The 22,632-nt window shown below is 34.1% G+C and carries 21 protein-coding genes; 12 read left to right on the top strand and 9 right to left on the bottom strand.

Going from position 1 to position 22,632, the window contains the following annotated elements:
• The first annotated feature begins 362 nt into the window (after positions 1 to 362).
• The 3 genes from ACNFU2_RS06785 to ACNFU2_RS06775 all read left to right on the top strand — a co-directional run bounded on the left by ACNFU2_RS06785 (position 363) and on the right by ACNFU2_RS06775 (position 4,993).
• Positions 363 to 1,097 carry a sensor histidine kinase gene (locus ACNFU2_RS06785; RefSeq protein ID WP_418124340.1) on the top strand — a complete coding sequence of 245 codons (735 nt, stop codon included), beginning with the start codon at positions 363 to 365 and terminating at the stop codon, positions 1,095 to 1,097.
• A complete protein-coding gene (locus tag ACNFU2_RS06780; protein WP_418124338.1) occupies positions 1,097 to 1,741 on the top strand; it encodes a response regulator in 645 nt (214 codons plus the stop codon). Before ACNFU2_RS06785 ends, ACNFU2_RS06780 begins: the two co-directional genes overlap by 1 nt.
• Before the next feature lie 291 nt (positions 1,742 to 2,032).
• Entirely contained in the window at positions 2,033 to 4,993 is a 2,961-nt protein-coding gene (locus ACNFU2_RS06775) for a response regulator (protein ID WP_418124336.1), read from the top strand.
• A gap of 494 nt (positions 4,994 to 5,487) precedes the next feature.
• Here the strand turns inward: ACNFU2_RS06775 and ACNFU2_RS06770 are convergent, their stop codons facing one another.
• Both ACNFU2_RS06770 and ACNFU2_RS06765 read right to left on the bottom strand, forming a co-directional pair.
• Positions 5,488 to 6,297, bottom strand: coding sequence for a helix-turn-helix domain-containing protein (locus tag ACNFU2_RS06770; protein WP_418124334.1), 810 nt, complete (start codon positions 6,295 to 6,297; stop codon positions 5,488 to 5,490).
• Positions 6,297 to 7,268 (bottom strand): aldo/keto reductase, encoded by a 972-nt coding sequence (locus tag ACNFU2_RS06765; RefSeq protein ID WP_345987783.1) that lies wholly within the window; start codon positions 7,266 to 7,268, stop codon positions 6,297 to 6,299. Before ACNFU2_RS06765 ends, ACNFU2_RS06770 begins: the two co-directional genes overlap by 1 nt.
• A gap of 486 nt (positions 7,269 to 7,754) precedes the next feature.
• Between ACNFU2_RS06765 and ACNFU2_RS06760 the strand changes: the two genes are divergently transcribed.
• Positions 7,755 to 9,170 carry an aldehyde dehydrogenase family protein gene (locus ACNFU2_RS06760; RefSeq protein ID WP_418124332.1) on the top strand — a complete coding sequence of 472 codons (1,416 nt, stop codon included), beginning with the start codon at positions 7,755 to 7,757 and terminating at the stop codon, positions 9,168 to 9,170.
• 65 nt (positions 9,171 to 9,235) lie between these two features.
• On the top strand, positions 9,236 to 10,033 hold the full coding sequence (locus tag ACNFU2_RS06755; RefSeq protein ID WP_418124330.1) for a helix-turn-helix domain-containing protein: 798 nt from the start codon (positions 9,236 to 9,238) through the stop codon (positions 10,031 to 10,033).
• A 9-nt stretch (positions 10,034 to 10,042) separates the two neighbouring features.
• On the opposite strand, the gene ACNFU2_RS06750 is transcribed toward ACNFU2_RS06755, so the two are convergent.
• A complete protein-coding gene (locus ACNFU2_RS06750; RefSeq protein WP_418124328.1) occupies positions 10,043 to 10,210 on the bottom strand; it encodes a helix-turn-helix domain-containing protein in 168 nt (55 codons plus the stop codon).
• A 754-nt stretch (positions 10,211 to 10,964) separates the two neighbouring features.
• Between ACNFU2_RS06750 and ACNFU2_RS06745 the strand changes: the two genes are divergently transcribed.
• Positions 10,965 to 11,693: a fatty acid desaturase gene (locus tag ACNFU2_RS06745; protein WP_273648384.1), complete on the top strand. Its 729-nt coding sequence runs from the start codon at positions 10,965 to 10,967 to the stop codon at positions 11,691 to 11,693.
• A gap of 360 nt (positions 11,694 to 12,053) precedes the next feature.
• Here ACNFU2_RS06745 and ACNFU2_RS06740 read toward each other — a convergent pair whose 3' ends face one another.
• From ACNFU2_RS06740 to ACNFU2_RS06720, 5 genes are all read right to left on the bottom strand, one after another.
• Positions 12,054 to 12,323: a heme oxygenase gene (locus tag ACNFU2_RS06740; RefSeq protein WP_306612782.1), complete on the bottom strand. Its 270-nt coding sequence runs from the start codon at positions 12,321 to 12,323 to the stop codon at positions 12,054 to 12,056.
• A gap of 193 nt (positions 12,324 to 12,516) precedes the next feature.
• Positions 12,517 to 13,050: a hypothetical protein gene (locus tag ACNFU2_RS06735; RefSeq protein WP_418124325.1), complete on the bottom strand. Its 534-nt coding sequence runs from the start codon at positions 13,048 to 13,050 to the stop codon at positions 12,517 to 12,519.
• Between the two features lie 293 nt (positions 13,051 to 13,343).
• Positions 13,344 to 15,614: a glycosyltransferase gene (locus tag ACNFU2_RS06730; protein ID WP_418124323.1), complete on the bottom strand. Its 2,271-nt coding sequence runs from the start codon at positions 15,612 to 15,614 to the stop codon at positions 13,344 to 13,346.
• 43 nt (positions 15,615 to 15,657) lie between these two features.
• Positions 15,658 to 16,686, bottom strand: coding sequence for a pesticidal protein Cry7Aa (locus tag ACNFU2_RS06725; protein ID WP_172279012.1), 1,029 nt, complete (start codon positions 16,684 to 16,686; stop codon positions 15,658 to 15,660).
• The gene (locus tag ACNFU2_RS06720; protein ID WP_262484053.1) at positions 16,687 to 16,818 is read right to left on the bottom strand and encodes a hypothetical protein; all 132 of its coding nucleotides are present in this window, start codon (positions 16,816 to 16,818) and stop codon (positions 16,687 to 16,689) included.
• A gap of 166 nt (positions 16,819 to 16,984) precedes the next feature.
• Between ACNFU2_RS06720 and ACNFU2_RS06715 the strand changes: the two genes are divergently transcribed.
• The 5 genes from ACNFU2_RS06715 (at position 16,985) to ACNFU2_RS06695 (ending at position 19,635) form a co-directional block, all read left to right on the top strand.
• Positions 16,985 to 17,545: a helix-turn-helix domain-containing protein gene (locus ACNFU2_RS06715; protein ID WP_418124320.1), complete on the top strand. Its 561-nt coding sequence runs from the start codon at positions 16,985 to 16,987 to the stop codon at positions 17,543 to 17,545.
• Positions 17,546 to 17,648: 103 nt separating this feature from the next.
• Positions 17,649 to 17,867 (top strand): hypothetical protein, encoded by a 219-nt coding sequence (locus tag ACNFU2_RS06710; protein WP_105700755.1) that lies wholly within the window; start codon positions 17,649 to 17,651, stop codon positions 17,865 to 17,867.
• A gap of 137 nt (positions 17,868 to 18,004) precedes the next feature.
• Positions 18,005 to 18,223 (top strand): hypothetical protein, encoded by a 219-nt coding sequence (locus tag ACNFU2_RS06705; RefSeq protein WP_418124317.1) that lies wholly within the window; start codon positions 18,005 to 18,007, stop codon positions 18,221 to 18,223.
• Positions 18,220 to 18,489 carry a heme oxygenase gene (locus ACNFU2_RS06700; protein ID WP_418124315.1) on the top strand — a complete coding sequence of 90 codons (270 nt, stop codon included), beginning with the start codon at positions 18,220 to 18,222 and terminating at the stop codon, positions 18,487 to 18,489. The genes ACNFU2_RS06705 and ACNFU2_RS06700 overlap by 4 nt, the downstream gene beginning before the upstream one ends.
• 42 nt (positions 18,490 to 18,531) lie before the next feature.
• Complete coding sequence (locus tag ACNFU2_RS06695; protein ID WP_418124313.1) at positions 18,532 to 19,635, top strand: calcium:proton antiporter; 1,104 nt, start codon at positions 18,532 to 18,534, stop codon at positions 19,633 to 19,635.
• A gap of 409 nt (positions 19,636 to 20,044) precedes the next feature.
• Here the strand turns inward: ACNFU2_RS06695 and ACNFU2_RS06690 are convergent, their stop codons facing one another.
• On the bottom strand, positions 20,045 to 21,346 hold the full coding sequence (locus ACNFU2_RS06690; RefSeq protein WP_062672582.1) for a chloride channel protein: 1,302 nt from the start codon (positions 21,344 to 21,346) through the stop codon (positions 20,045 to 20,047).
• Positions 21,347 to 21,709: 363 nt separating this feature from the next.
• Between ACNFU2_RS06690 and ACNFU2_RS06685 the strand changes: the two genes are divergently transcribed.
• Positions 21,710 to 22,585, top strand: coding sequence for an AraC family transcriptional regulator (locus ACNFU2_RS06685; RefSeq protein WP_056015211.1), 876 nt, complete (start codon positions 21,710 to 21,712; stop codon positions 22,583 to 22,585).
• Positions 22,586 to 22,632 lie beyond the last annotated feature (47 nt).

Genomic DNA, 22,632 nt, shown 5'->3' with positions numbered 1-22,632 from the left:
CGCTTCAGGCACCTATTTTTAATTTGCATCATTGAGCCAGATTCGATCAGTAATCTGATGATATTGTCCCATGCTCCATCTTTTACCATTTCCGGTAGTGCCGGTAAACGGTTTTACAGGGTAGAAACCCTGCTGAAATATCACGTCATGCAAAGCAAGTTTTAATTAATAAAATAATGCATTTATTGTTTCCAAATAGATACTATTTCATTTTTCTTTTTACTAATATGATATTTTTTATAACTTGCTAACTCCTGGAAGAAAGGGCTGAACTGTATTTTTTAATCATATTGAAACAATATACCTTTCTGCCTTCTTCAAAAAAGTAATTCAAAAGCTTCTAAAACTGTGATACTTAATTTATGAATGATTTTATCAACGAACTACAATTGAAAATTGAAAGACTCGAAAACGAAATCAATTTTAAGAACGGACTGATCTCGATATTGTCTCATGACTCAAAAGAACTTGTTGGAACCTTTCTGTGGCTGACAGAGGAGCTAGAGCAGAAGACCATAAGTGAGGAAGATTTTTTTAAGTTGTTGCCGCAGGTAAAAAAAGATGCCCAGAAGAATCTGCAAACTATCCAGGACAGCGTTGCCTGGCTAAAAACGCAATACGGGGAATTTAAGATTAGACCCGTTAAAATTATGGTGATAGATCTTTTTCACTATTTAGAAGAAAAATACACTGCTAAATTAAAAGAAAAAAATATTCAATTTTATTTTAAGGGAGATCATAACGCGTTTCTTACAAGCGACCGCCTGTTGATCGAATACGTTTTAGATAAAATTTTTAACAATGCGGTAAAATATTCCTTTCCGGGACAGGATGTTTATTTACAGGTAATTACAGAGAGTGATCAGGTTGTGCTTTCTGTAATTGATTCCGGAATGGGAATCAATGAAAAGTATTTACCTGCGATCTATACGTATGGTAATCCTATATTCCTTGGGACTGCCGGCGAGAAAGGAGCTGGGTTAAGTTTGAAAATTGTAAAAAATTTTATATCCTTGCTGCATGGAAACATCCAAATCATTTCCACTGAAGATAATGGCACTACGGTTTCCCTTTTTTTACATAAATTTATAGAATAATGGGTTTAAAAGTAAACATTCGTATTGTAGTAGCAGATGATCATGGTATCGTTCGGATGGGCTTGATACAAACGATCAAACGATTGATACCCGATGCCATCATTTCAGAAGTAGAGGATTATAAATCGCTGTACAAATTAATTCTGAATGAAAAGCTGGATCTGGCCATTATGGATGTTAATATGCCTAATGGTACTGTTCAGGAAGCAATAGATTACATAAAGATTCACCAGCCTGAATTAAAAACTCTGATATTTTCTTCACAGGATGAAGAGCTGTATGGGATGCGCTATCTAAAAATGGGGGCAGGAGGCTATCTAAGCAAGCTGAGCTCCGCTGAAGTAATTGAGACTGCTTTAACGGCGATGATCAGTAAGGGCCGATATATCAGTGATAATATAAAAGAAGCGATTTTTTTTGAATCATTAACCGGTTCAGGAAAAAATTCTCCCCTTGAAGCACTATCAGACCGGGAATTGCAAATTGCCAATAAACTTGCAGAAGGCCTTCCCCTTAAAGAAATTTCTAATCAGTTGAATCTCCATTCATCAACGATCAGTACTTATAAAAACAGGTTGTTTGAGAAGCTGAAGATACGATCCATACCTGAATTGGTGGAAATTCTCAGGCTATATAATCTGTAAATATTCTATCATAAATTGATTGTGATTCAATGAAATAATGCAATATGCTGCTTTTCTTTCTCCTTATCTGCTTCTTCGTACAAAGCAGCAGTCAGATCGGGAGAATGACGCATCAATTCTCATACAGAACTGAAATTTTTCGGAATTGATAATAAGCATTTTAATATAAAGTTTCTCTCCGGAATATAGACTCATTATGATCTGTACTCATTTCCAATATTTTCCGACAAATTTCTAAATTAATTTGCTACTAATATAAAATGACCTATTTTTATTATAAAATACTATTCCATGCCGAAAAAAATTATAAGAAATCTTAAAATTGGTGTAGTGATTTCTTTGGTACTTCTGATTGCTAGTTCTATAGCATCTTATATCAGCATACATAAGCAGATGGAGAATAGGGAAAACCTCATAAAAAGTAAAGAATCTATAAGCTTAGCAAAAGATATATTAAATACTCTTTTAAATGCTGAAACGGGAAATAGAGGGTATCAGCTTACCGGCCGGGAAAATTTTCTTGAACCTTTCAATAAAAGCAAAGATGAATATCCGTTGCTCGTTTCGAATAAAGATAGGCTTAATCTTAAAAATAAAGATCAGATTAAGGTCTTAAATGAACTGCTAGACGCTTCACAAATGATGAAGGAATATGCCTTACTTATTAAGAATCGTCAACAAGGAATATTAATGAGTCCGGAAGAACTTGTACAAAACAAGGAAGCTATGGACAGATGTCGCAGGCTCGTCCAGAAATTTGTAAAACACGAGGAAGTTCAACTTGCTATAAAAAATGAAGATCTGAAAAAATCTTCCCAGTGGACGGTTTTGTTCATCATCTTTTCAGCCATTGCAGCCATTGGTGTAACCGTTTTTGTTTATATACAACTAAAATCTGACCTTATTCGTCGTGGTAAGTTAGAAAAAGATCTGTTTGATACTAAGGAAATGCTTGAGGAAACAAGTTCAGTAGCCCAGGTTGGAGGTTGGGAGGTCAATATGAAGACCGGAAAGATCTTTTGGTCTCAAAGTACAAGAGAAATTCACAAACTGAAAGATGATCTCCAGCCTACTTTTGAAAATGCCTTGGGATTTTACAAAGGAGAAAGTGGAGAAAGAATAAAATATTTGTTTAACAGGGCAATACAACAAGGAATTCCTTTTGATGAGGAGCTTCAGCTTTTACGTAATGATGGAGTTACGACCTGGGTAAGAGTAAAAGGTATTCCTGAATTTGAAGATGATATTTGCAAAAGGGTTTTCGGAATCATTCAGGACATTGATGCATTTAAAAAAATGTTTCTTGAGGTTTCCCGGAAGGAGGCAATAATGCAATCTTTTGCCACTGATGTTCCTGTTCCATTGGCGATGTTTGATAAAGACCTTAACTATATTGCTGTAAGCAGCAGATGGAGAGAGGAATTCCGTATGAATAATGTAGATCTTATCGGCAATAATCTATTCACGATATCACCTAATATTCCCGAAAAAGGAAAAGAGATCTATGAGAATGCACTATTGGGGAAAACGTATATTAACGGTGATTTTACGCTAAAAGTAGAAGGAAAAGAAGAAATCCAGCATTACGATCTTAAAGTTGGACCCTGGTATCTTACAAAAGATGAAATAGGTGGTGTAATTATTTCTATACAGAATATTACAAATGCTGTAAAGATAAATGAAGAACTGAAAAATGCCAAAGAAACAGCAGATATAGCCAGCAAGGCAAAATCCGAATTTCTGGCCAATATGAGTCACGAGATTAGGACTCCTTTAAACGGAGTTATTGGTTTTTCAGACCTTCTCCTTACGACACCGCTGAATGAAACACAGATGCAATATCTGAATTACATCAATGAGTCAGGAGAAAACCTGCTTAGCATCATCAATGATATATTGGATTTTTCTAAGATAGAATCCGGAAAAATGGAGCTTTTGATTGAAAAATGTGATGTTTATGATATGTTAAGCCAGGTAATAAATGTGATCATTTATCAATCCCAAAAAAAAGATATCGAACTACTTCTCAATATTGAGCCGGGCCTTCCAAAAATACTTTTTATGGATGAAGCAAGGTTAAAACAGATCTTGATCAATCTTCTGGGGAATGCTGTGAAGTTTACAGAAAAGGGAGAGATTGAGCTAAAAGTAGAGAAGTTGCACATGAATGATCGTACAATCGCTTTGCGCTTCTCGGTACGAGATACAGGAATTGGCATCCCTGTTGAGAAACAGAAATATATTTTTAATGCCTTTACTCAGGAAAACAGTTCCATCAGTAAACGATATGGTGGCACGGGTCTGGGGCTTACGATTTCTAACACTATCCTGGGATATATGGGAAGTCATTTGTCGCTGAACAGCGTAAGGGAAAAAGGGTCTGTATTTTTCTTTGACATTGAGATTCCTTACGAGATTCCTCAAGTGAGAGAGGAGGAGGAAATAACTATAAAAACGGCCTTAGTGGTTGATGATAATGAAACCAACAGGATTATTCTTGAGCACATGCTTACCTATAAAAATATCAAGTCTACCTTGGCTTCTAATGGGATGAAAGCCTTAGAGATCTTGTTGAAAGGTGAGAGATTTGATGTTATCCTGATGGATTATCATATGCCTATTATGTCCGGATTGGAAACAATAAATAAAATAACAGAGCTGTTCAATCAGCGAAAAGAGACTTCACCCTTTATAGTACTTTCTTCTTCTTCTGAAGAACTGAGCATACTTAATTCAGTTAGAAAAATTGATAATGCACATTTACTTTTGAAACCCATCAAATCACATGATTTATACAAAACTTTAAAAAAAGTAGACCAAAGTTATTCAGTAGAAATTACTAAGGATTATTCTGAGAAAGTTACGCATGTATTTACCTCGGAATTAGAAGTGCTTTTGGTTGATGATAACGTAGTAAATATGGTCCTGAATAATAGGATAATGAAATCTTTTGCTCCCAATATACATCTGACGGAAGCAGTCAATGGACTGCAGGCTTTGGAAGAATGCAGGAAAAAACACTTTTCCATTATCATGATGGATGTACAAATGCCAATAATGGACGGTATTGAGGCAACACGCAATATCAGAATGCTGCCAGGATATGAACATATACCTATCATAGGCATTACGGCAGGAAATGTGTTGGGTGAAAAAGAAAAGTGCCTTGAGGCCGGAATGAATGATTTTCTTCCCAAACCTGTAAAGCAGGCAGATCTTCTTGAAGTACTCAAAAAGTATATTAGTGTTTAGAATCTATGAAAAAAGGAATCAATTTTTTGTAAATATTAGGGGACAATATATTTAATATACGAAATATATAACGGATTAGGACATAAAAAAAACCGATATCGAAGAGTGAAATCTTCAAATGTAGGTCTTGTGACCTTAACGAGCGTATCTTCAAACACTTTTATCGATGATTTGGTTCGATTAAGCCAAATTAACCAAGAGTTACAAAATTCATTTTTACAAATAATTTCTATTAATTTTTTGTCTATGGCTTTTAATTCTACAAATCAAAAAAATTAGTAGAATAGTAGGCCTTACCTTGGATTCAACGGTCTTTTAATTATAAATGAAGATTTAATTAAGAAATAGGAAATAGTATGATATTACTAGATAGTTAGATTGGAAAATATAGTTTGGTACATTAAAATATCAAATAGTATCAGACTCATATAAAAGCCGGCTCTGAAGAGTTTTAACCTACCCAGAGCCGCTTCATATGTATTAATTATCATTTTTTACAAAACTAATGTAGGTGCTTTTCCAAATTTCTTTTTAAAAGCATGGGAAAAATGAGAAAGGCTTTCAAATCCCAGGTCAAGATAAATGGAAGATGGACGTTGGTTTTTACTTTCGATGAGATGTCTTGCCTCATTCAATCTTTTATCCTGCAGCCATTTTCGCGGGGGCATTCCAAATGTTTTCTGGAAGTCTCTCTTAAATCCTGAAAGGCTTCTTCCTGTCAATTGGGAAAATTTTTCAACCGAAATATTAAAATGATAATTGCTGAGCATAAATTTTTCAAGATCTATTTTGTAAGGCTCAGAAAAATCGAATAGAAAGTTTTGTAGTTCAGGCATGGCAAGAATCATAAGTTTAATGCCTTCCTTCACTTTTAAAAGTCCCATTTCGTCGGTCATTTGAGCACCTGAGTTTCTGGCATAGGGAACAATAGACTGGAAATATCCTTTTAGAAATTCATTATGAGGGATTATCAAATTAGGAAGTCCAATGTATTTACCAGCCGCTTCCATTCTCTCCTCCAAAATAATCTTACGCATTAGATCTTCCTGCAGAGATATAACGATAGTTTCATAATGTCCGCCGGGAAGAGGTGTTTTGGTAAGGGTTCCCAATTGATTTTTTCGTATTAATAAAACCTCTCCCGCAGAGATGGAAATATTCTGCTCTGAGGTCTCCAAGACAAGTTGACCTGAAACCTGTAAAACTAAGGTATGATGATTCCAAAAGCAGACCTTTTGTTTCTGCTCCGAAGAAAGATAGGAATAAAATATAACGCCGGGTAAAATCTCTGCTGGACTTTCCATTATCTTTGAAGATAGGTGCCGCCTTTTATGGCGCCTATTGCAAATGTAGTGTTTAAAATGTTCATTTCCTCAGGAGTGAATATAATTTCCATTGCAGAAATATTCTCAGGTAGTCTCGATCTGCGGCTCATACTTACGAGCGGCATTATATTCTTACCTTGTTCCTTTACCCAGGCAATAGCAAGCTGTGTCGGTGTGAAACCTTTGCGTAGAGCCATCTGCTTGAGCACTTCTACTTTTTCAAGATTATGAATCAGGTTTTCACTCTTAAAACGGGAGAAATGATTTCGGTAATCATTCTCTGATAATGGTGACTGAAGATCCCCGCTCAAAAGCCCTTCCGCTGTATTTGCGAAGGCGATGACACCGATTCCTAATTCTCGGGCGGCAGGTAATAAATCTTCTTCTATCTGGCGGTCTGCCAAAGAGTATCCGATTTCCAAAGCATTGATTGGATATATATTATTAGCTTTACGAAGCTGATCCGTTGTGATCTCCGATACTCCGATATGACGTACCTTCCCTTCTTCAACAAGACCGGCGATTGTTCCAATAATATCTTCTATCGGAACACTGCCATCCATCCTGCTTGGCTGATAAAGATCAATGGTCTCAATTCCCAGACGGGTAAGAGAGTAATTGACAAAATTTTTGATTGCTACAGGACGAAGATCCATTCCAATCCACTGACCATTGTGGAAAATAGCGCCAAACTTCACACTGATGAATGCATCTTCACGTCTTCCCTTAATTGCTTTTCCAATGAGCATCTCGTTATGACCTGCACCATAAAAATCTCCGGTATTGAGAAAATTTATTCCATTATCCAATGCCTGACGAATAGTAGCAATACTTTCTGCTTCATCAGGTGTCGAACCGCCCCAAACTGATGACATTCTCATGCATCCCAAACCAAGCTTTGAAACCATAGGTCCATTTTGACCTAACTGTATTTTTTTAATTTCTGACATTTTGATTTATTTAATTTAATAGGACAAAGTTCAGGTATTAATGGATATTCTACTTTTGTGTACGGTTCAATTTACTTGCTTGTGTGGTTCAAGAAAAGTATTGATCGTTTATACTTAAATCTTTGAGCAGAAAAAATAACATAACCTGGTTTAATTTTTTCGTCCGCTTTTTTTTATTTGAATGAAGAAATATCGAAACATTTGCTAAAAGTTTTAGGAAGAACTTTACAATTTTGAAGCTATGAAAGCCTTTAATGATTTAATATCATACAACAAATATCTGAATCTTTCACTTCCTCTTCATCCATTAATGGACAGCAGAGTGTGCAAACAGGCTTTCCTGGTGTAACACCTGTTCAGTATAAAAAAGAAGCAGTTAAGTAAGTTCAGGATTATAATCTGAACTTTTTTACAAACTCACATTGAGCTTTTTTACAAAGTTTATTTTTCGTTTCTCATCTAACTTTGTCCTATAAAATTTTAGAAATGAGAACAGTAAACAAAATTTACATCAATGGCGAGTTTGTAACGCCTCACGGAACAGAAACTTTAGATTTAATCAATCCGTCTAATAACCAAAAAATAGGAGAAATAACTCTGGCAGACGAAGTTGATACCAGAAACGCCATCGCAGCAGCAAAAGAAGCTTTCAGGACCTTCTCAAAATCTACAGTGGATGAGCGAATTTCCTATCTTGAAAAGCTTAAAGATGCGGTAGAGAAAAGAAATCAGGAGCTCATCGACGTAATGATCGAAGAATACGGAGGAAGCAAACAGTTTGTTACTTTAAGCAGTAATAACACCAACAGTTGGTTCGATTCAATGATAGAATCTATCAGAAATTTTGAATTTGAACAAACCATTAATTCTTCAAAAGTTCTTTTACAACCTGTCGGTGTTGTAGGAATTATAACCCCGTGGAATGCCAGTAACAGTTCGGTTTGCAGTAAAGTGGCGACAGCGATTGCGGCAGGTTGTACAGTGGTCATTAAACCAAGTGAAATGAGCGGTCTGCAGACTCAGGTTTTGATGGAAGCCTTTCACGATGCTGGTTTGCCCAAAGGAATTATCAACTTTGTGACAGGTTTGGGAAATGTAGTCGGAACGGAATTAACTATTAATCCTGATGTTTCCAAGATTTCGTTCACAGGTTCTACGGCGGTAGGGAAACTTATTGCAAAAACTGCGGTCGATACAATGAAAAGAGTAACTCTGGAGTTGGGAGGAAAATCACCCAATATTATTTTGGATGATGCCAATCTTGAAGAAGTGATTCCTACAGCGATTTTCGGGGCGTATATGAACAGCGGACAGGCCTGTATCGCACCAACAAGACTTCTTGTTCCTGAAAATCAGATTGATAAAGTGAATGAAATTGCCAAAGCAACGGCAGAAAAAGTAATTGTAGGATTGCCACAAAGTGAAAATACAAATGTGGGACCGATGGTGAGTGTAAAACAATTTGAAAGAGTTCAGAATTACATAAAAATAGGGTTGGAAGAAGGGGCAACTTTATTAGCCGGAGGAGAAGGCAAGCCTGAAGGACTGGAAGCCGGAAACTTTGTAAAACCGACCATTTTTACCAACGTAAACAATACAATGAGAATTGCTCAGGAAGAGATTTTTGGTCCTGTTTTATCCATTATCCCTTACAAAACGGAAGAGGAAGCAATAAAAATCGCGAACGATACGCCTTATGGTTTAGCGGCTTACATCAGTTCATCTGATGTGGAAAGAGCTCAGAAAGTGGCTTCACAAATTGATGCGGGAAGAGTATGTATCAACGGTTTCCGCCACGACCCAATGGTTCCGTTTGGCGGTTTCAAACAGTCTGGAATTGGCAGAGAATACGGTGTGTATGGTTTGGAAGCTTATCTTGAACCGAAAGCAGTTCTGCAATAATATTTTGTACATTTGATAAAGCGTTGTTTCAAAAAATGACGCTTTGTCTTTTAGCATAAATTAAAATGGAAAAATCTGATATTGTCTATTCCTGCTATCACGAGGTAAGCCGAAAAGGCGAAAATTTTGTTCCTCAGCACGTCCTTGCTTTTCAAATTTCGGGACAATTTGTGCTGTCTGACGGTAAGGAAAAATACATTGCGAAGGAAGGTGATTTTAATTTAATCCGGAAAAATCAGTTGGTGAAATTTACCAAATGTCCGCCCGAAAAAGGAAGTTTTGAAAGCATGAATATTTATCTGAATCAGGAGGTTTTACAGACTATGGCGAAAGAATATCATTTTTTATCCAACCATTCTGAAGCTTTAAAGCCTTTGGTTTCAATAGAAGTGAATGCTGTGCTTCAAAATTACATCACCTCGTTGCAAACCATTCTTGAAAACCCGAAACTGCTGACCAAAGATTTTATTGACCTTAAAATTAAAGAGTTATTATTTATTTTAATCGAGATTCAGCCTGAGCTCAAAAATATTCTTTTCGATTTTTCAGAGCCTTTTAAAATTGATTTGGAATCTTTTATGATTCAAAATTATAAATATAACGTCAATCTCGAACGTTTTGCTTATCTCACAGGAAGAAGTTTAGCAACTTTCAAACGCGATTTTGAGAAGATTTTTCACTCTTCTCCACACAAATGGATCTTACAGAAACGACTGGATGAAGCTTATTTTTTAATGAAGGAAAAACAGCAGTCACCTTCAGAAATTTATGTAGATTTGGGCTTTGAAGATCTTTCTCATTTTTCATATGCCTTTAAAAAACAGTTTGGATTTAGCCCGAAAAATATCGCAGCAACACTTTAAAGACTTAATTTAATTCTGCTCAGGAAACTGCTTTTTGAAGTGCAGTGGAGAAATTCCGGCTTTGGTTTTAAAAATTTTGATGAAGTGGGAAGGATGTTCAAAACCGGGCTCGTAAGCAATTTCGCTTACCGGTTTTGTGGTTCCCAAAAGGATATTTTTTGCCTTGTCTACTCTCAACAGCTTAACGATTTAGCAAAAATAATAAGTCTTGAAGAACTGCCCGAATATATTGATAGAATACACAGCGGGAAAATGCAGGGGAGCGCGGTGGTGAAACTATAGTAATTGAATTTTTAGGCAAGTTAAAAAAAGATTAATCTGGATTCTGGAATTAAAAGCAAAAAAAAGGCGCCAACTGTCTTCAGCTGGCGCCTTCTGGCTTTAGTGACCTTGACGAGCAAATCTTCAAACACTTTTATCGATGATTTAGTTCGTTTGAGCCAAATTAAACAAGAATTGGCTATTGCGAATTAGCATTTGATTTCTTATAGTTATAGAGTTTTTATAATATAATCTTAAGCATATAAAAAAATCGAAGTTGATATAATTTGACTTGGTTTTACTTCGATTGTCTTTCACATTTTGACTGAGATTTTAAAAAATATGATAAATATTTATAATGAATTTCTATAATTGAAATAGGTTATCTGTCTCATGAAACATTACATAAACCATTCTATTTGCAAAATAAAGAAAGTTTGAAAGTGATAGAATGTAAATTTATAGATGAGTAAAGAAATACATCATATTTTATTTTTTATAAATCTTTGAAAGAAAATCAAACCAAATTCACAAAATTGTCGTATCTTATAGAAGAAATTGCAGAATGAAAATTAATTTTCGTGTGAATAGTGGCTAATCAATAAAGCATAATTTTTTCTTTGCCTTCCGTAATACTTCTACGATAATTATTCACTTTAATTTAAAACTTATGGCAATATTCATTTTTATACTCATTCATTGGTATGCATCTCTTTTTTTTCAGTCGGTTTTTCACCATCGTTATGCTGCACACAATCTTTTCACAATGTCAAAATTTTGGGAAAAGATGTTTTACCTGGGCTGTTTTTTTACTCAGGGTTCCTCTTACATCAGCGCTTACACGTATGGTCTAATGCACCGTTTGCATCATGCACATACAGATAAAACCGAAGATCCACATTCACCTCACAACGATCCTAATCCTTTTGTGATGATGTGGACGACACGAAATAACTATTTTAACCTTTATATAGGAAAAACAGATGCCGCAGAAAAATACAAAAAGAATCTTCCGGAATGGGAGAGGTTTGATAAAATAGCACACAATTATATTACAAGATTTTGTTGGATTGCTGCATATATAATTATTTATGCTTTATTGGCAACGGCTTGGTGGCAATGGCTTTTTTTACCAGTGACTGTAATAATGGGTTCTCTACAGGGAATGGCAGTAAATTGGTGGGCACACAAATTTGGTTATGAAAACTATAAGTTAACAAATACTTCAAAGAATATTTTGCCATTTGATTTTATTTTCTGGGGCGAAGCCTATCACAATAATCATCATAAGCATCCGCATAGACCTAATAATGCAACTAAGTGGTTTGAGTGGGACATGGGATTTCAGACAATGGTTTTTTTGCAGAAACTTAAGATAATCAAAATAAAATATCAATAAACAGATTTTATTTAACCATAATATTCGATTAAATTTTTCTCTATCTATTCTTGCTTAAAAGGATATTTAAAAGGAAGTTTAACGATACTGAAAGAAAGATTTTTAATATTAATTATTGGGAAATCTATTGCGGAAGAGGTATACAGGGGTGATAAATTTATAAAGATAGGAATCTATGAAAGGAACGAGTATCCTAATTTATATGCAGGGTTTTTTGATAAAATAAGAAAGCTCTTCACAGGTTTCGGAGGAATGATTGAAATTTCTAAAATTCAGTGGAAAAGGTTGGCGGATGCACTATTGGAAATAATAAAAGCTTCTTATTTCAGGTTGTAGATAGAATTTTGTAATTCAGAAATATTATATCAGATCATAGTCATTGTTGTTTTTAATAAAATAATGTTCTATAGTTTGTTTTGCAGAACTGCATAGGTGTATCAATTCTTTGTACGACAGATCTTCATAAATAAAAGCGCTGGAGATATTAATTACATATTCCGTAACAATTTGAATTTCTACCATTGTAATTTGCCTCGGATCATCTAAAATATCCAAATTAGATTCCTTATTCAAAAAAGGTATTTTCCTGGTGATTGAATCTTTAAATTTATATAAGCGTATAGTATTCATAGGTTTATTTTATAATTAGGGATTTGAAGAATAATAATTCTGATGAATCTTTCATTAATGCGGTGGCTAATCACCTTATTTGAAAATTTGAGAAGGATAGAAGTAACGGTATAGAAATAACCTAAAGACTGTTTATCAAGGCAATTTTAGGTGAACAGTTTCATGCTATTAATTTATGAGGTTAAAATTGTTTTTAAATGGTATTAATCTTTCTTCTATCCTTACCATCAATCCATCTACCTAGCATTGTATGTTCTGAGGGAGATTTATCTTTATTCATGGTCAAAGCTTTTAATATGATATTCCAAAAACTATGCTTTTCAATAAATTCTTCTTTATAGTTTTTTAAGGCCTCAATATATATTCGTTCATACCTTTTAAGTTTATCACTATTTTTGATTTTTGGAATATTTATAATAATGTTCTGCATGATCTCTGATAGATTATGAGGAGAATGGGTTTTGATAAAGTTTAGCTCTATTTTGCAAATATTTAAAAGTGAAATCATGATATGAAAAAACTCATCATACATATTACACATGTTTGCTCTCCAATATAGTAATTCTTCGTTGGGGAGAATTTGATGTCCTAATAGCTCCAGTTTTTCGTAATTGTCTTCAATGGTTTTTACGAAAATTTTATTCTGCTGCCAAAACAAAGAAAAATTAAAGTGGTTTGCTTGTACAGTATTTTCCTTTATGAATTCAATTTGGAGTTTGATATACATAAGATTTTGATATATCTCATTGATAATAGTTTCCCAAAGAATATGTTGAGTCAATGTACAGTCTTAAAAACCAATCGGGATTTTTTATTTATTTTTTGCAGCTCTTTTAGTATACGAAGAATTTCTTCCAAGTCTTTATTTAAGGCGATATTGGTATTTCTGATATAAAGCAATGAGGCAAATTCAACGTGAGAGATTTTATTCAAGCTGTTTTTTTTATTGAGTAGACGGAATTTAGTTTTTCTTTTATTAAGTTTATGTTTCATTTTAATCATTAAAGGAAGTTATTTATTCTATTGAAATTCCAGACTAAGCCTTGCCATCAGATAACTGACGGTAGATTCTGCACCCTGATTGAGATTTACATTTTTTTCCTCAAGCCCATCATAGCAACCTCCTGTTGCAGGGTTATAAACGATCTGATTCAAATGATTTTTTCCCAAAAACCAGTTGAATGAGTTGTTCATCATTTGTAAATATTTTTCATCATTAAAAATTTTGTAAAAGGCAGATAATGTCAAAACAGTATAAGCAACATCAATAGGCTGTTCTCCACCAATTGGAGTGTCCTTTTCAGTGTTTTCTTTTTGCATCCAGCCTTTATTGGAAATCACTTTTATATTATCATCAATCATAATTTTAGATAACAAAAACTGGAAAGATTCTTCCGCAATTTGTTTGTAAAGCGTGTCTTTGGTTGAAATCCACGCACACAGTAAAGCTTCCGGCAATACGCTGTTTCCGTAGGTCAGATAATTCTCAAACCAATGCCAATCGTCTTTTGCTTCATGTTGATACATTTTCACTAGACGATTTGCTAATTCTTTTAATAAGGGAAGATTTTTTTCTGAGTTTTGATAATGCAATCCTTTAATAATAAAAGCCATTGCTCTTGTAGAATGGATTTTTTCTGCCCAGACAAGATTTTTCTGAATGATTTCCTCTGCATTCTCAGACAATTTCTGTGGCAAAATTTCTTTTAATGAAATTAAATAACCTAAAGCCCAGATTGCTCTTCCGTTGGAGTCGTCCAGATTAGTTTCATAGTTTTGATTAGTGAATTGTTTTTGTTCATTTACATAGTTTAGGAAACTCCCGTCATTATGCTGGCAAAATTTAATAAAGTTTAAATAAATTGAAATCAATTGCAGATCTGCTTTGTCTTTACTGATTTGAAAATGCTTGCAAATAGCAATCATCGCCCGTGCGTTATCATCCAGCGTATATCCTGAATTAATATCCGGTCTACTGATCTTTGAAAACTGAATCATACCGAAATCTGTTGTCATATTTTGAATATGCCCAAGATTGATTTCCGGTAGAGTATAATTGAGTTCTGTTCTATTATTTCTGAATTTCTGAAATAATAAAGCGTGTAAAATAGATGAATTTTCCCAAGCTGTCGGAGCCATTTTTTCCAATGCTTTCTGACGTAGCTCCTCTCGTTTGCTTTCATTTTCTAATAATGTATTTACAGCGACAGACAACTGATTTGGAGCTTCAAAATCAATAATAATTCCGGTATCTTCCTTTAGAACTTCCAGAGCGTGTGGAATTGGAGTGGAAACAATAGCGCATCCGCAGCTGATTGCATAGGAAAATGTTCCGCTCACTGCCTGGTTTCTGTCTTTTGACGTGAAAAGATAAACATCGGTAAGCTGAAGATATTCTAGTAATTCCGGGAGTGGCAGATAATCATTGATAAAGCGGATGTTGTTTTCCAAATGAAGTTTACAAGTGAGATCTTCCAAAAAATCACGATATTTTTCGCCTTCGTGCCTTACTATTGCAGGATGTGTTTTGCCAAGAATTAAAAAAATTACATCAGGATTTTTAGCAACGATTTCCGGTAAGGCTTTCAGTGTCGTTTCAATATTTTTTCCGGAACTTAATAATCCGAAAGTTGAAAGAACCTTTTTGTTTTTAAGATTATACTTTTCTTTCAACGCAATTTTATCTGTGAATGGCAAAAGGTGTGTTCCATGGGGTATTACCGTAATTTTATCGAAAGGAATTTCATAATCATTCGAAAGAATTTCCGCAGAAATACTAGTCATTACGACAAGAGATTTTGCAAAATGGGCAATTTCTTTCACCTTTTCCTTTAGCTCTTTATCCGGTTTTGGCAAAACAGTGTGAAAAGTTATGATAACATCTTTTTTTAAGTTCTTGAGAAAAAGATACAAACCATTTCGGGTTTCATTAAAAAAGCCGAATTCGTGCTGAAGCATCACCAACTCAACTGTATCGTTTTTATTGATCTTTGCAGCCAATTCCAAATAAGAAACAGCATCTGAGATATTTAATTTATACTCGGTATATTCATTATATTCATAGTTTTCCTCTTCTGTTTCTATCGGGCAAATTATCGTATTGAAAGATTCTCCGAATTTCGAACGAAGAGATTTTATAAGATCCTGTGTATAAGTAGCAATTCCGCATACTTTTGGAGGAAAAGTGCTTACAAAGACAATGTTGGTTATATTATTGGTTTTGTGCTTTTTGTCATTATAAGATTGTCTAATTGCTTTATCCTCCACGTCTGAATTGATATTTTTATTCATAATTTACTTTAATTTTAATCGGATAATTCTTAATGGATTATCTTTATACCGCGTACATCATCAACTCTTTCAATAATTTTGAAATACTAACTGATGCAACAGCTATCCTTTCGTCGGCAGCTCCATAATAGATATGCAGTCTGTCATTTTCTACAATGGTTCCTGTCGGGAAACATACATTGTTAACTTCACCCTTCAGTTCCCATTCTTCTTCGGGTTTGAAAAGCGGATAAGGAAGTCGGGAAATTTCTTTTTCCGGATTTTCAAGGTCCAATAAAGCTGCACAGGCGTTGTAAACATAACCGTTAACGGTATCATAAACACCGTGATAAATCATCAGCCAGCCATATTCTGTTTCTATTGGTGGACAACCTCCTCCGATATAACTTGATTCGTGATCGTATTTAGGTGATAAAAGAATATGGTCTTTCAAATGTGAAAAGTAATCCTGCCAGAAATCAGAATTCAGATCTTCTATATTTTTTATGCTGACAATCTGAATTTCAGGTCTTATCCTGTGAAGGAAATAAAATTTATCGTTTATTTTTCTGGGGAAGAAAATCAGATTTTTATCCCATAAAAAAATAGGATCACTGTCAGTATGACTAATTTGAAATTCGTTGTATCTTCTATATTTATCAGGTATTAAACCCTCTGATTCTGATAAAAGCTTAAACTCTTCATAAGAAATTTTAGGAACAATGATTCCTTCATTCTTCCAGAATTTAAAGTCTTTTGAAGTCGTTAATGTTCCTAAAGCATTGATGCCGTCATAACTGGTGTAAGTAAGATAAAATAAATCATCTATTTTTACAATTCGAGGATCTTCCACACCGTGTTTTTCGTACTCAAATTCAGGGACAATGATGGGTGAATCTGACCGTTTTTCTACCGTAAGCGGATCTGACAATACACAATGCCCGACAGTTGAAAAATTACCCTTAGCCACGGCACGGTAAAACAAATGTATCTTTCCGTTTACTTTAATAACGGCAGGATTTAGAACGCCTTCGTTCTCAAAATTCAAGTTGGTTTTCCTGAGTATAATTCCTTCTTTTTTTATTTCTACCATTTAGGTTGTTGCGTTGCGACTTTCATTTTCTTTTTCTTTCCTTTTGTTTTGTTTGTCTTCCCGCTTCTCTTTTAATGATTTTGCCGCAGGTGTTTTATCTGTTTTTTTCTTTGTATCTTTTTCTTTTGACATTTTAAAATATTTTTATTATATGTAAAGGTCATCTATTAAAAAAAGAAAGGTTTGTAATAGTCTTTCAATTTGTTGCATAAATCATAGTTATTAAAATTTAAAGGACTAACTTTGAAAGAGTGGTTGTCAATATATAGATTGACAAACTCGAAATACGGTAAGGATTATGAAGTTATATATAAAATATATGGTAAGCCTGCGCTGCAAAATGGTGGTTCATCAGGAGCTTGAAAAACTGAATATCAGAAATGCCGTAGTAGATCTAGGACTTATAGAAATATTGGATGATATTACGGATGAACAACGACAGCTGTTAAAAGAAAATCTCCTTAAAACCGGACTTGAGTTATTGGATGATAAAAAAAGCATTCTGATCGAAAAAATAAAAAATGCAGTCACAGAAATGATCCATTATTCCGAATCTCTTCCTAAAGAAAATTTCTCAGATTATATAAGTGAAAAGCTTGGTTATGATTACACTTACCTTGCCAACACATTTTCTGAAGTGAAAGGTATGACTTTGCAGCACTTTATCATTATCAATAAAGTGGAAAGGGTAAAAGGGCTCCTTTTGTATGATGAACTCAATCTTACTGAAATTTCTTATAAACTCAATTACAGCAGTGTTGCGCATCTTTCCAACCAGTTTAAAAAAATAACCGGACTTTCTCCTTCTTTCTATAAGCAACTGAAGCAAAAACGGCTGAAAAATTTAGAAGACTTATAAAATGTATGATATATGCAAATCTACTTTAGAAATGTATAACAGGATAAGATTAAAATAGATCATCTTTGGATTGTAATAATTCTGTTACATATAAATTCGAATTATGAATACAAGTCACAATAAAGCTAATGAGGCTTTTAAAATTACAGGAGATTGGAAAGAACAATCGAAACAATTAAAAGAAAAATTTTCACAGCTTAAAGATTCAGACTTAGTGCTTGAAAAAGGAAAAGAAAATGAATTGCTGGGAAGATTAGAAAATAAACTAAGCAAAAGCCGTGAAGAGGTTATTAAGATTCTTAATAATACTCAACTTTCATAATGAGCATATTAAATCCTGAGAAATAGTACATATGTTTTGATGGATTTAATAGAAAAAGGGGCAGGTGCTTTTAAAGCCCCTGTCCTTTTTTATTTGAAAATATCCTACTATGTTATGCTTCATTTAAATAAAAAAATATGAGACCACCGGATAATTTACAGAATCTTACAAGAAAGATTTTTAAAGTGACGGGTAAAATTCAGTCTTCACATCCAGAATTGTATTTCCTGTTGAATGAAACGCCTCTGTTTATGTCTATAAATAAGGAAGATATTACGGTTCAGGATCTAAAGCAATATCTTTCGTCTATTAGAATGCAGCTTGTTACCTTCGAGAAAGAAAAAATAAAAAAATGAAAACAATTATATTATATAAATTTAAAAACTCTATCACGCAGAAAATGCCTCTTCTGAAAGAAAAAAGTATGCTTAGTTCATTTAATGATCTGATGGCAATCGATCTTCTGGATACAGAAATAATAACGGAATATACAATTGATGTTCCTGACGATTTTAATTTTGAATACCACAATGATGAAGAATTGTTGGAATTGTGCAAGGCTTCACAAAGATTTATTGATTATCATTTTATAACAACTTTAAACGACTATTATGTTATCTGATTTTACCCACCAAAGTTTTCAATCATCGGATAATTAAAATATATGAAAAAAAAGATCTATCTTTTAGGCTGGACGATAATTGTCCCAATATTGGCTTGGATAGCTTATTTGCTGCATTATTCGCTAACGGGACATTTATATTCTTTGATCCTCACTTTCTTTCTTATAGGAGCCGTTTTAGCAGCGGTTTATCATTCGGAAATCATTGCTTATCGGGTAGGTGAACCTTATGGAACCTTACTTTTGGCTTTTGCAATAACCGTGATAGAAGTTTCTCTTATTATTTCGATAATGCTGAGTGCAAAAGGTTTGGAAACAATCAGCCTTGCAAGAGATACGGTCTTTGCTGCTGTGATGATTATTCTTACAGGGATTATTGGTATTTGTATTGTTGTTGGATCAATCCGTTATAAACAACAGGTTTTTACACTGCAGGGTGTGAGTACTGCAATGATTACACTTGTTGTGATTGTTGTATTTATTCTTATTTTACCCAATTACACGACAAGTCACAGTGAAGGAGAATATACATCTTTGCAGCTTATCTTTATATCTATTATCTGTCTATTACTGTATATAGGTTTTACAATGGTTCAGACGATTAGACACCGTGCTTTTTTCATTGCGCCTATTCCTAAAAATAGTGATGATGAGAATGAAGAGAATGAAATCCTTCCTGAAAAGCCCACTCGAAAGATGATGTTTTACAGTATTATATTTTTGATTTTATGTCTGGGAATTGTCGTTCTATTAGCTAAATATCTTTCAAAAGATGTTGATAATCTTGTATTCAAAGTAGGAGCCCCCAAATCTATCGTTGGAATTATTATAGCCGGAATTGTTTTATTACCGGAAGGAGTTGCCGCAATCCGTGCTGCATATAATAATCGTTTACAAACGAGCCTTAATTTGGCTTTTGGATCTGCTTTAGCAAGTATTGGTCTGAGTATTCCGGCTGTAGCTGTGTCTTCAGTGATAGGTGATTTCAGGATGACACTAGGTGTAGATTTAAAATCGATGCTTTTGTTAGGATTATCTTTATTTATCATTACGATTTCGCTGGCAACAGGACGTACAAATATTATGCAGGGATTAGTTTTGATTTCGATTTTTCTCCTTTATCTTTTTACGACACTTGTTCCTTAAGAATTTTGATACCTATATTTTTTGATGTGTCAAATAAAAAAAATGCAAGTGGTTATTATTTTAAATCAATGCAGTTATCAGCACACAAATTTTTATTCTAAAGTAAAAGCGCGATTTGGTATATTCATTATATGCCAAACTAAAAAAATAAAAATGGCGCCAACTGTCTTCAGTTGGCGCCTTTTGGCTTTGGTGACCAAGACGAGCGTATCTTCAAACACTTTTATCGATGATTTACTTCGTTTGAGCCAAATCAAAAAGGAATTAGTAACCCCGATTTTAATATTTAATCACTTGTAGTTGTAGAGTTTTTGCAAATTAATTTTTTAGTAAATGTAATAATCCAATATAAACAAAGAAGATGTTATTGATATGATTGTTGTATTTAAATATCGTACGGTACTTTTAATCAATTTATTACGTTCCGGCTGCTTGAAAATTCTTTGTAAGTATACACATTGTAAGGATAGATTTTCTTTGCCAGAATTTTAGAAATAACACTACTGATGAACAAAGGAAACAGCAATAGATATCCAGACGGTACTATACTGGAAATAATAAACATGGCAGTAAGAGGGGCGTGAATAGCTGCGGAAAGCATGGCAGCTGCTCCAAATAACGCAAAATTAATAATCACAAGATTGGTACCTAAATAATGGTTGCAGAATTGGGCAAAAAATACCCCTAAAAACGCTCCTGTAACAATACTAGGGGCAAATACACCGCCGTCACCGCCTGCACCGAGAGTGAGGGAAGCCGCCAATGGCTTTATGAAGATAAGCAAAACCAGAGGAATTAAATATGCGAGATTAACGATGTCGTACGAACTACATTCGAGGATTTTACCAAGTCCGTGATAACTATCACCATATAAAGCCGGAAGAAAAAAGATAAATACCCCAACAGTTATAGCACCTAAATTTACACGGATGAAATTGTTGTTAATCCCACCAAAAAATGTTTTTGCGTAGATGACAATTTTCGTAAAATAAAGCGCAAATATACCTCCGATTAAACTTAGTATCATAGCAAAAGGTATGGATTGCCAACGCCAGTCCTGTACCTTAAATGTAAATAGTGGATTTGAGTCATAAAAATGTACAAATAGATGAGCTACAATCATCGAACTAATTCCACTGATCAGTAAGGTTTTATTGTATTTACGTGCAATAACTTCAAATGCAAATAAAAAACCGCCCAGCGCACTTCCAAAGAGTACGGTTACACCCGCTATAATACCTGCACATATCAGTTCCGTCTTGTAGGCCCAAGCACTATGCAAATGTTTGTAGGCCTGATTACCAACTGTTGCGGTGGCAACTACTGTTGACACTTCTACTCCTGTAGATCCTCCGAAAATCACTGTTAAAAAGCCATTAACACAATGAGAAGGTATTTTAAAAAAAGGAAGATGATCTTTTCTTGTTTCCAGGGTAGTATATATTTCTTTAATTCCTTTATTTTTTCTGTTCTGAAAGAAATATTTACGTAGGAAGTAGATTGTTGTAATACCTACACTTGGTAAAAAGATTAACAATTTGTTTTCCGTGGCTATAATTTGTTCAAAGAGGTATTCTTGTACCTGTCCTGTTAAATGTTTTAAAGTATAAGATATAAGACAACAGATAATACTAACGATAATAGATATCCCGGTTAATTTGACATAGCTGGATCTGATTATTTTCTTTCTGTACGCTGTATTGCCTTGCATAACTATTTTAGTTTTAAAGAAGATGTAAAGGTAACAGTTATTTTTTGAAATAGTAAAAGTTGCTTGTTACTTTATACTACCTGTTTTTATTTAAACAATTCAAATGAAGTTTAAATAATTCATTGATTCATAAACTGAAAGTCCAACTGATAAAAGGCAACGATATACTTAATTTTTTTGTTTTACTTATAAATTCTGTCTTTTTGCAACGTTGGAATTTTAGATAACTGTTAAAAATAGATGTTTTTTAATTTTGTGACGGATGAAAAAATTGCAGATTTCGTCAGCTTCTTTAATTTTAGTATTGAATAATATACACTATTAAATAAAGAAAAACTAAATTAGTTGTGCAAAGAAATTGTTATGCCTAAAAACGATTCAATTACATTAAATAGAATGGATTACAGCAGTGGGATTGCTGTTGGTATTTGGAACGGATCTACACCAGGTATTATAAAAGCACTTTCACCCCACAGGCACGACCATTATACTTGCATGCTAATTGAAGCTGATCAGCTTGAAGTTGTATTTGATTTTAAGCATTTAACAATGCCGGTGGGGACACTTTTTATCTCTCCTCCTGGACAAGTTCATCAGATTCTAGAGACTCTTAGCGCAACCGGTTGTTATCTGTCTTTTGAAAGCCGTCATATCGGTAGAACGGCACAAACCAGTTTGGATAATTTGTTAGAGGAAACCTTGATTATCGCTCTCTCTAATAATGAGCGGGATTGGTTTAGAACAATCTTTGATTCAATGATGAAATTACAAGATCTGAACGATATCGCTTACAGGCAAGTTGAAGAACCATTGCTTTCAGCTTTTATTGAACAGGCAGTTTTGTGCTACGAACGTCAATTATTCATTAATCCCGAAAGTATCAGTCTACGTTCTATCAGTCTCACAAAGGAATTCAGGAATCTTGTAAAATCACATTTCCGGAGTATTAAGCGTCCATTTGAATATGCAGAAAAGCTTAATATTACTGTTGGACATCTAAGCGATACAGTAAAAAAAGTGACTGGATCATCAGCTTCGGAACTGATTCAAAAGGAAGTGATGAACGAAGCGTTAAGATTGCTATACTATACGGAGGTAAGTATCAAGGAAATTTCCTATCAGCTGGGATATCAAGACACAAAATATTTCATTAGACTGTTCAGTAAAAAAGCAGGTTGTTCGCCAAGTGAATATCGGAAGAAATACGCTAAAAACTCAGACCAAATCTTAGATCATTAAAATTGTTCCTTATTTTGTCCACCTTTTACCTTAATTTGTGAGTGGCG

The sequence above is a fragment of the Chryseobacterium sp. PTM-20240506 genome (assembly GCF_048296755.1).
Classification (GTDB): domain Bacteria; phylum Bacteroidota; class Bacteroidia; order Flavobacteriales; family Weeksellaceae; genus Chryseobacterium; species Chryseobacterium proteolyticum.
Note: the sequence above shows the minus strand (reverse complement) of the source record. Positions and strands in the feature narration are given on the sequence as shown.

What these genes read in the sequence shown, in the direction of transcription:
- ACNFU2_RS06685 (WP_056015211.1), top strand. Translation starts at nt 21,710, where the DNA reads ATGCCTAAAAACGATTCAATTACATTAAATAGAATGGATTACAGCAGT.
- ACNFU2_RS06755 (WP_418124330.1), top strand. Translation starts at nt 9,236, where the DNA reads ATGGAAAAATCTGATATTGTCTATTCCTGCTATCACGAGGTAAGCCGA.
- ACNFU2_RS06765 (WP_345987783.1), bottom strand. Translation starts at nt 7,268, where the DNA reads ATGTCAGAAATTAAAAAAATACAGTTAGGTCAAAATGGACCTATGGTT.
- ACNFU2_RS06725 (WP_172279012.1), bottom strand. Translation starts at nt 16,686, where the DNA reads ATGGTAGAAATAAAAAAAGAAGGAATTATACTCAGGAAAACCAACTTG.
- ACNFU2_RS06710 (WP_105700755.1), top strand. Translation starts at nt 17,649, where the DNA reads ATGAATACAAGTCACAATAAAGCTAATGAGGCTTTTAAAATTACAGGA.
- ACNFU2_RS06770 (WP_418124334.1), bottom strand. Translation starts at nt 6,297, where the DNA reads ATGGAAAGTCCAGCAGAGATTTTACCCGGCGTTATATTTTATTCCTAT.
- ACNFU2_RS06740 (WP_306612782.1), bottom strand. Translation starts at nt 12,323, where the DNA reads ATGAATACTATACGCTTATATAAATTTAAAGATTCAATCACCAGGAAA.
- ACNFU2_RS06705 (WP_418124317.1), top strand. Translation starts at nt 18,005, where the DNA reads ATGAGACCACCGGATAATTTACAGAATCTTACAAGAAAGATTTTTAAA.
- ACNFU2_RS06785 (WP_418124340.1), top strand. Translation starts at nt 363, where the DNA reads ATGAATGATTTTATCAACGAACTACAATTGAAAATTGAAAGACTCGAA.
- ACNFU2_RS06730 (WP_418124323.1), bottom strand. Translation starts at nt 15,614, where the DNA reads ATGAATAAAAATATCAATTCAGACGTGGAGGATAAAGCAATTAGACAA.
- ACNFU2_RS06775 (WP_418124336.1), top strand. Translation starts at nt 2,033, where the DNA reads ATGCCGAAAAAAATTATAAGAAATCTTAAAATTGGTGTAGTGATTTCT.
- ACNFU2_RS06735 (WP_418124325.1), bottom strand. Translation starts at nt 13,050, where the DNA reads ATGTATATCAAACTCCAAATTGAATTCATAAAGGAAAATACTGTACAA.
- ACNFU2_RS06695 (WP_418124313.1), top strand. Translation starts at nt 18,532, where the DNA reads ATGAAAAAAAAGATCTATCTTTTAGGCTGGACGATAATTGTCCCAATA.
- ACNFU2_RS06745 (WP_273648384.1), top strand. Translation starts at nt 10,965, where the DNA reads ATGGCAATATTCATTTTTATACTCATTCATTGGTATGCATCTCTTTTT.
- ACNFU2_RS06780 (WP_418124338.1), top strand. Translation starts at nt 1,097, where the DNA reads ATGGGTTTAAAAGTAAACATTCGTATTGTAGTAGCAGATGATCATGGT.
- ACNFU2_RS06720 (WP_262484053.1), bottom strand. Translation starts at nt 16,818, where the DNA reads ATGTCAAAAGAAAAAGATACAAAGAAAAAAACAGATAAAACACCTGCG.
- ACNFU2_RS06760 (WP_418124332.1), top strand. Translation starts at nt 7,755, where the DNA reads ATGAGAACAGTAAACAAAATTTACATCAATGGCGAGTTTGTAACGCCT.
- ACNFU2_RS06715 (WP_418124320.1), top strand. Translation starts at nt 16,985, where the DNA reads ATGAAGTTATATATAAAATATATGGTAAGCCTGCGCTGCAAAATGGTG.
- ACNFU2_RS06690 (WP_062672582.1), bottom strand. Translation starts at nt 21,346, where the DNA reads ATGCAAGGCAATACAGCGTACAGAAAGAAAATAATCAGATCCAGCTAT.
- ACNFU2_RS06700 (WP_418124315.1), top strand. Translation starts at nt 18,220, where the DNA reads ATGAAAACAATTATATTATATAAATTTAAAAACTCTATCACGCAGAAA.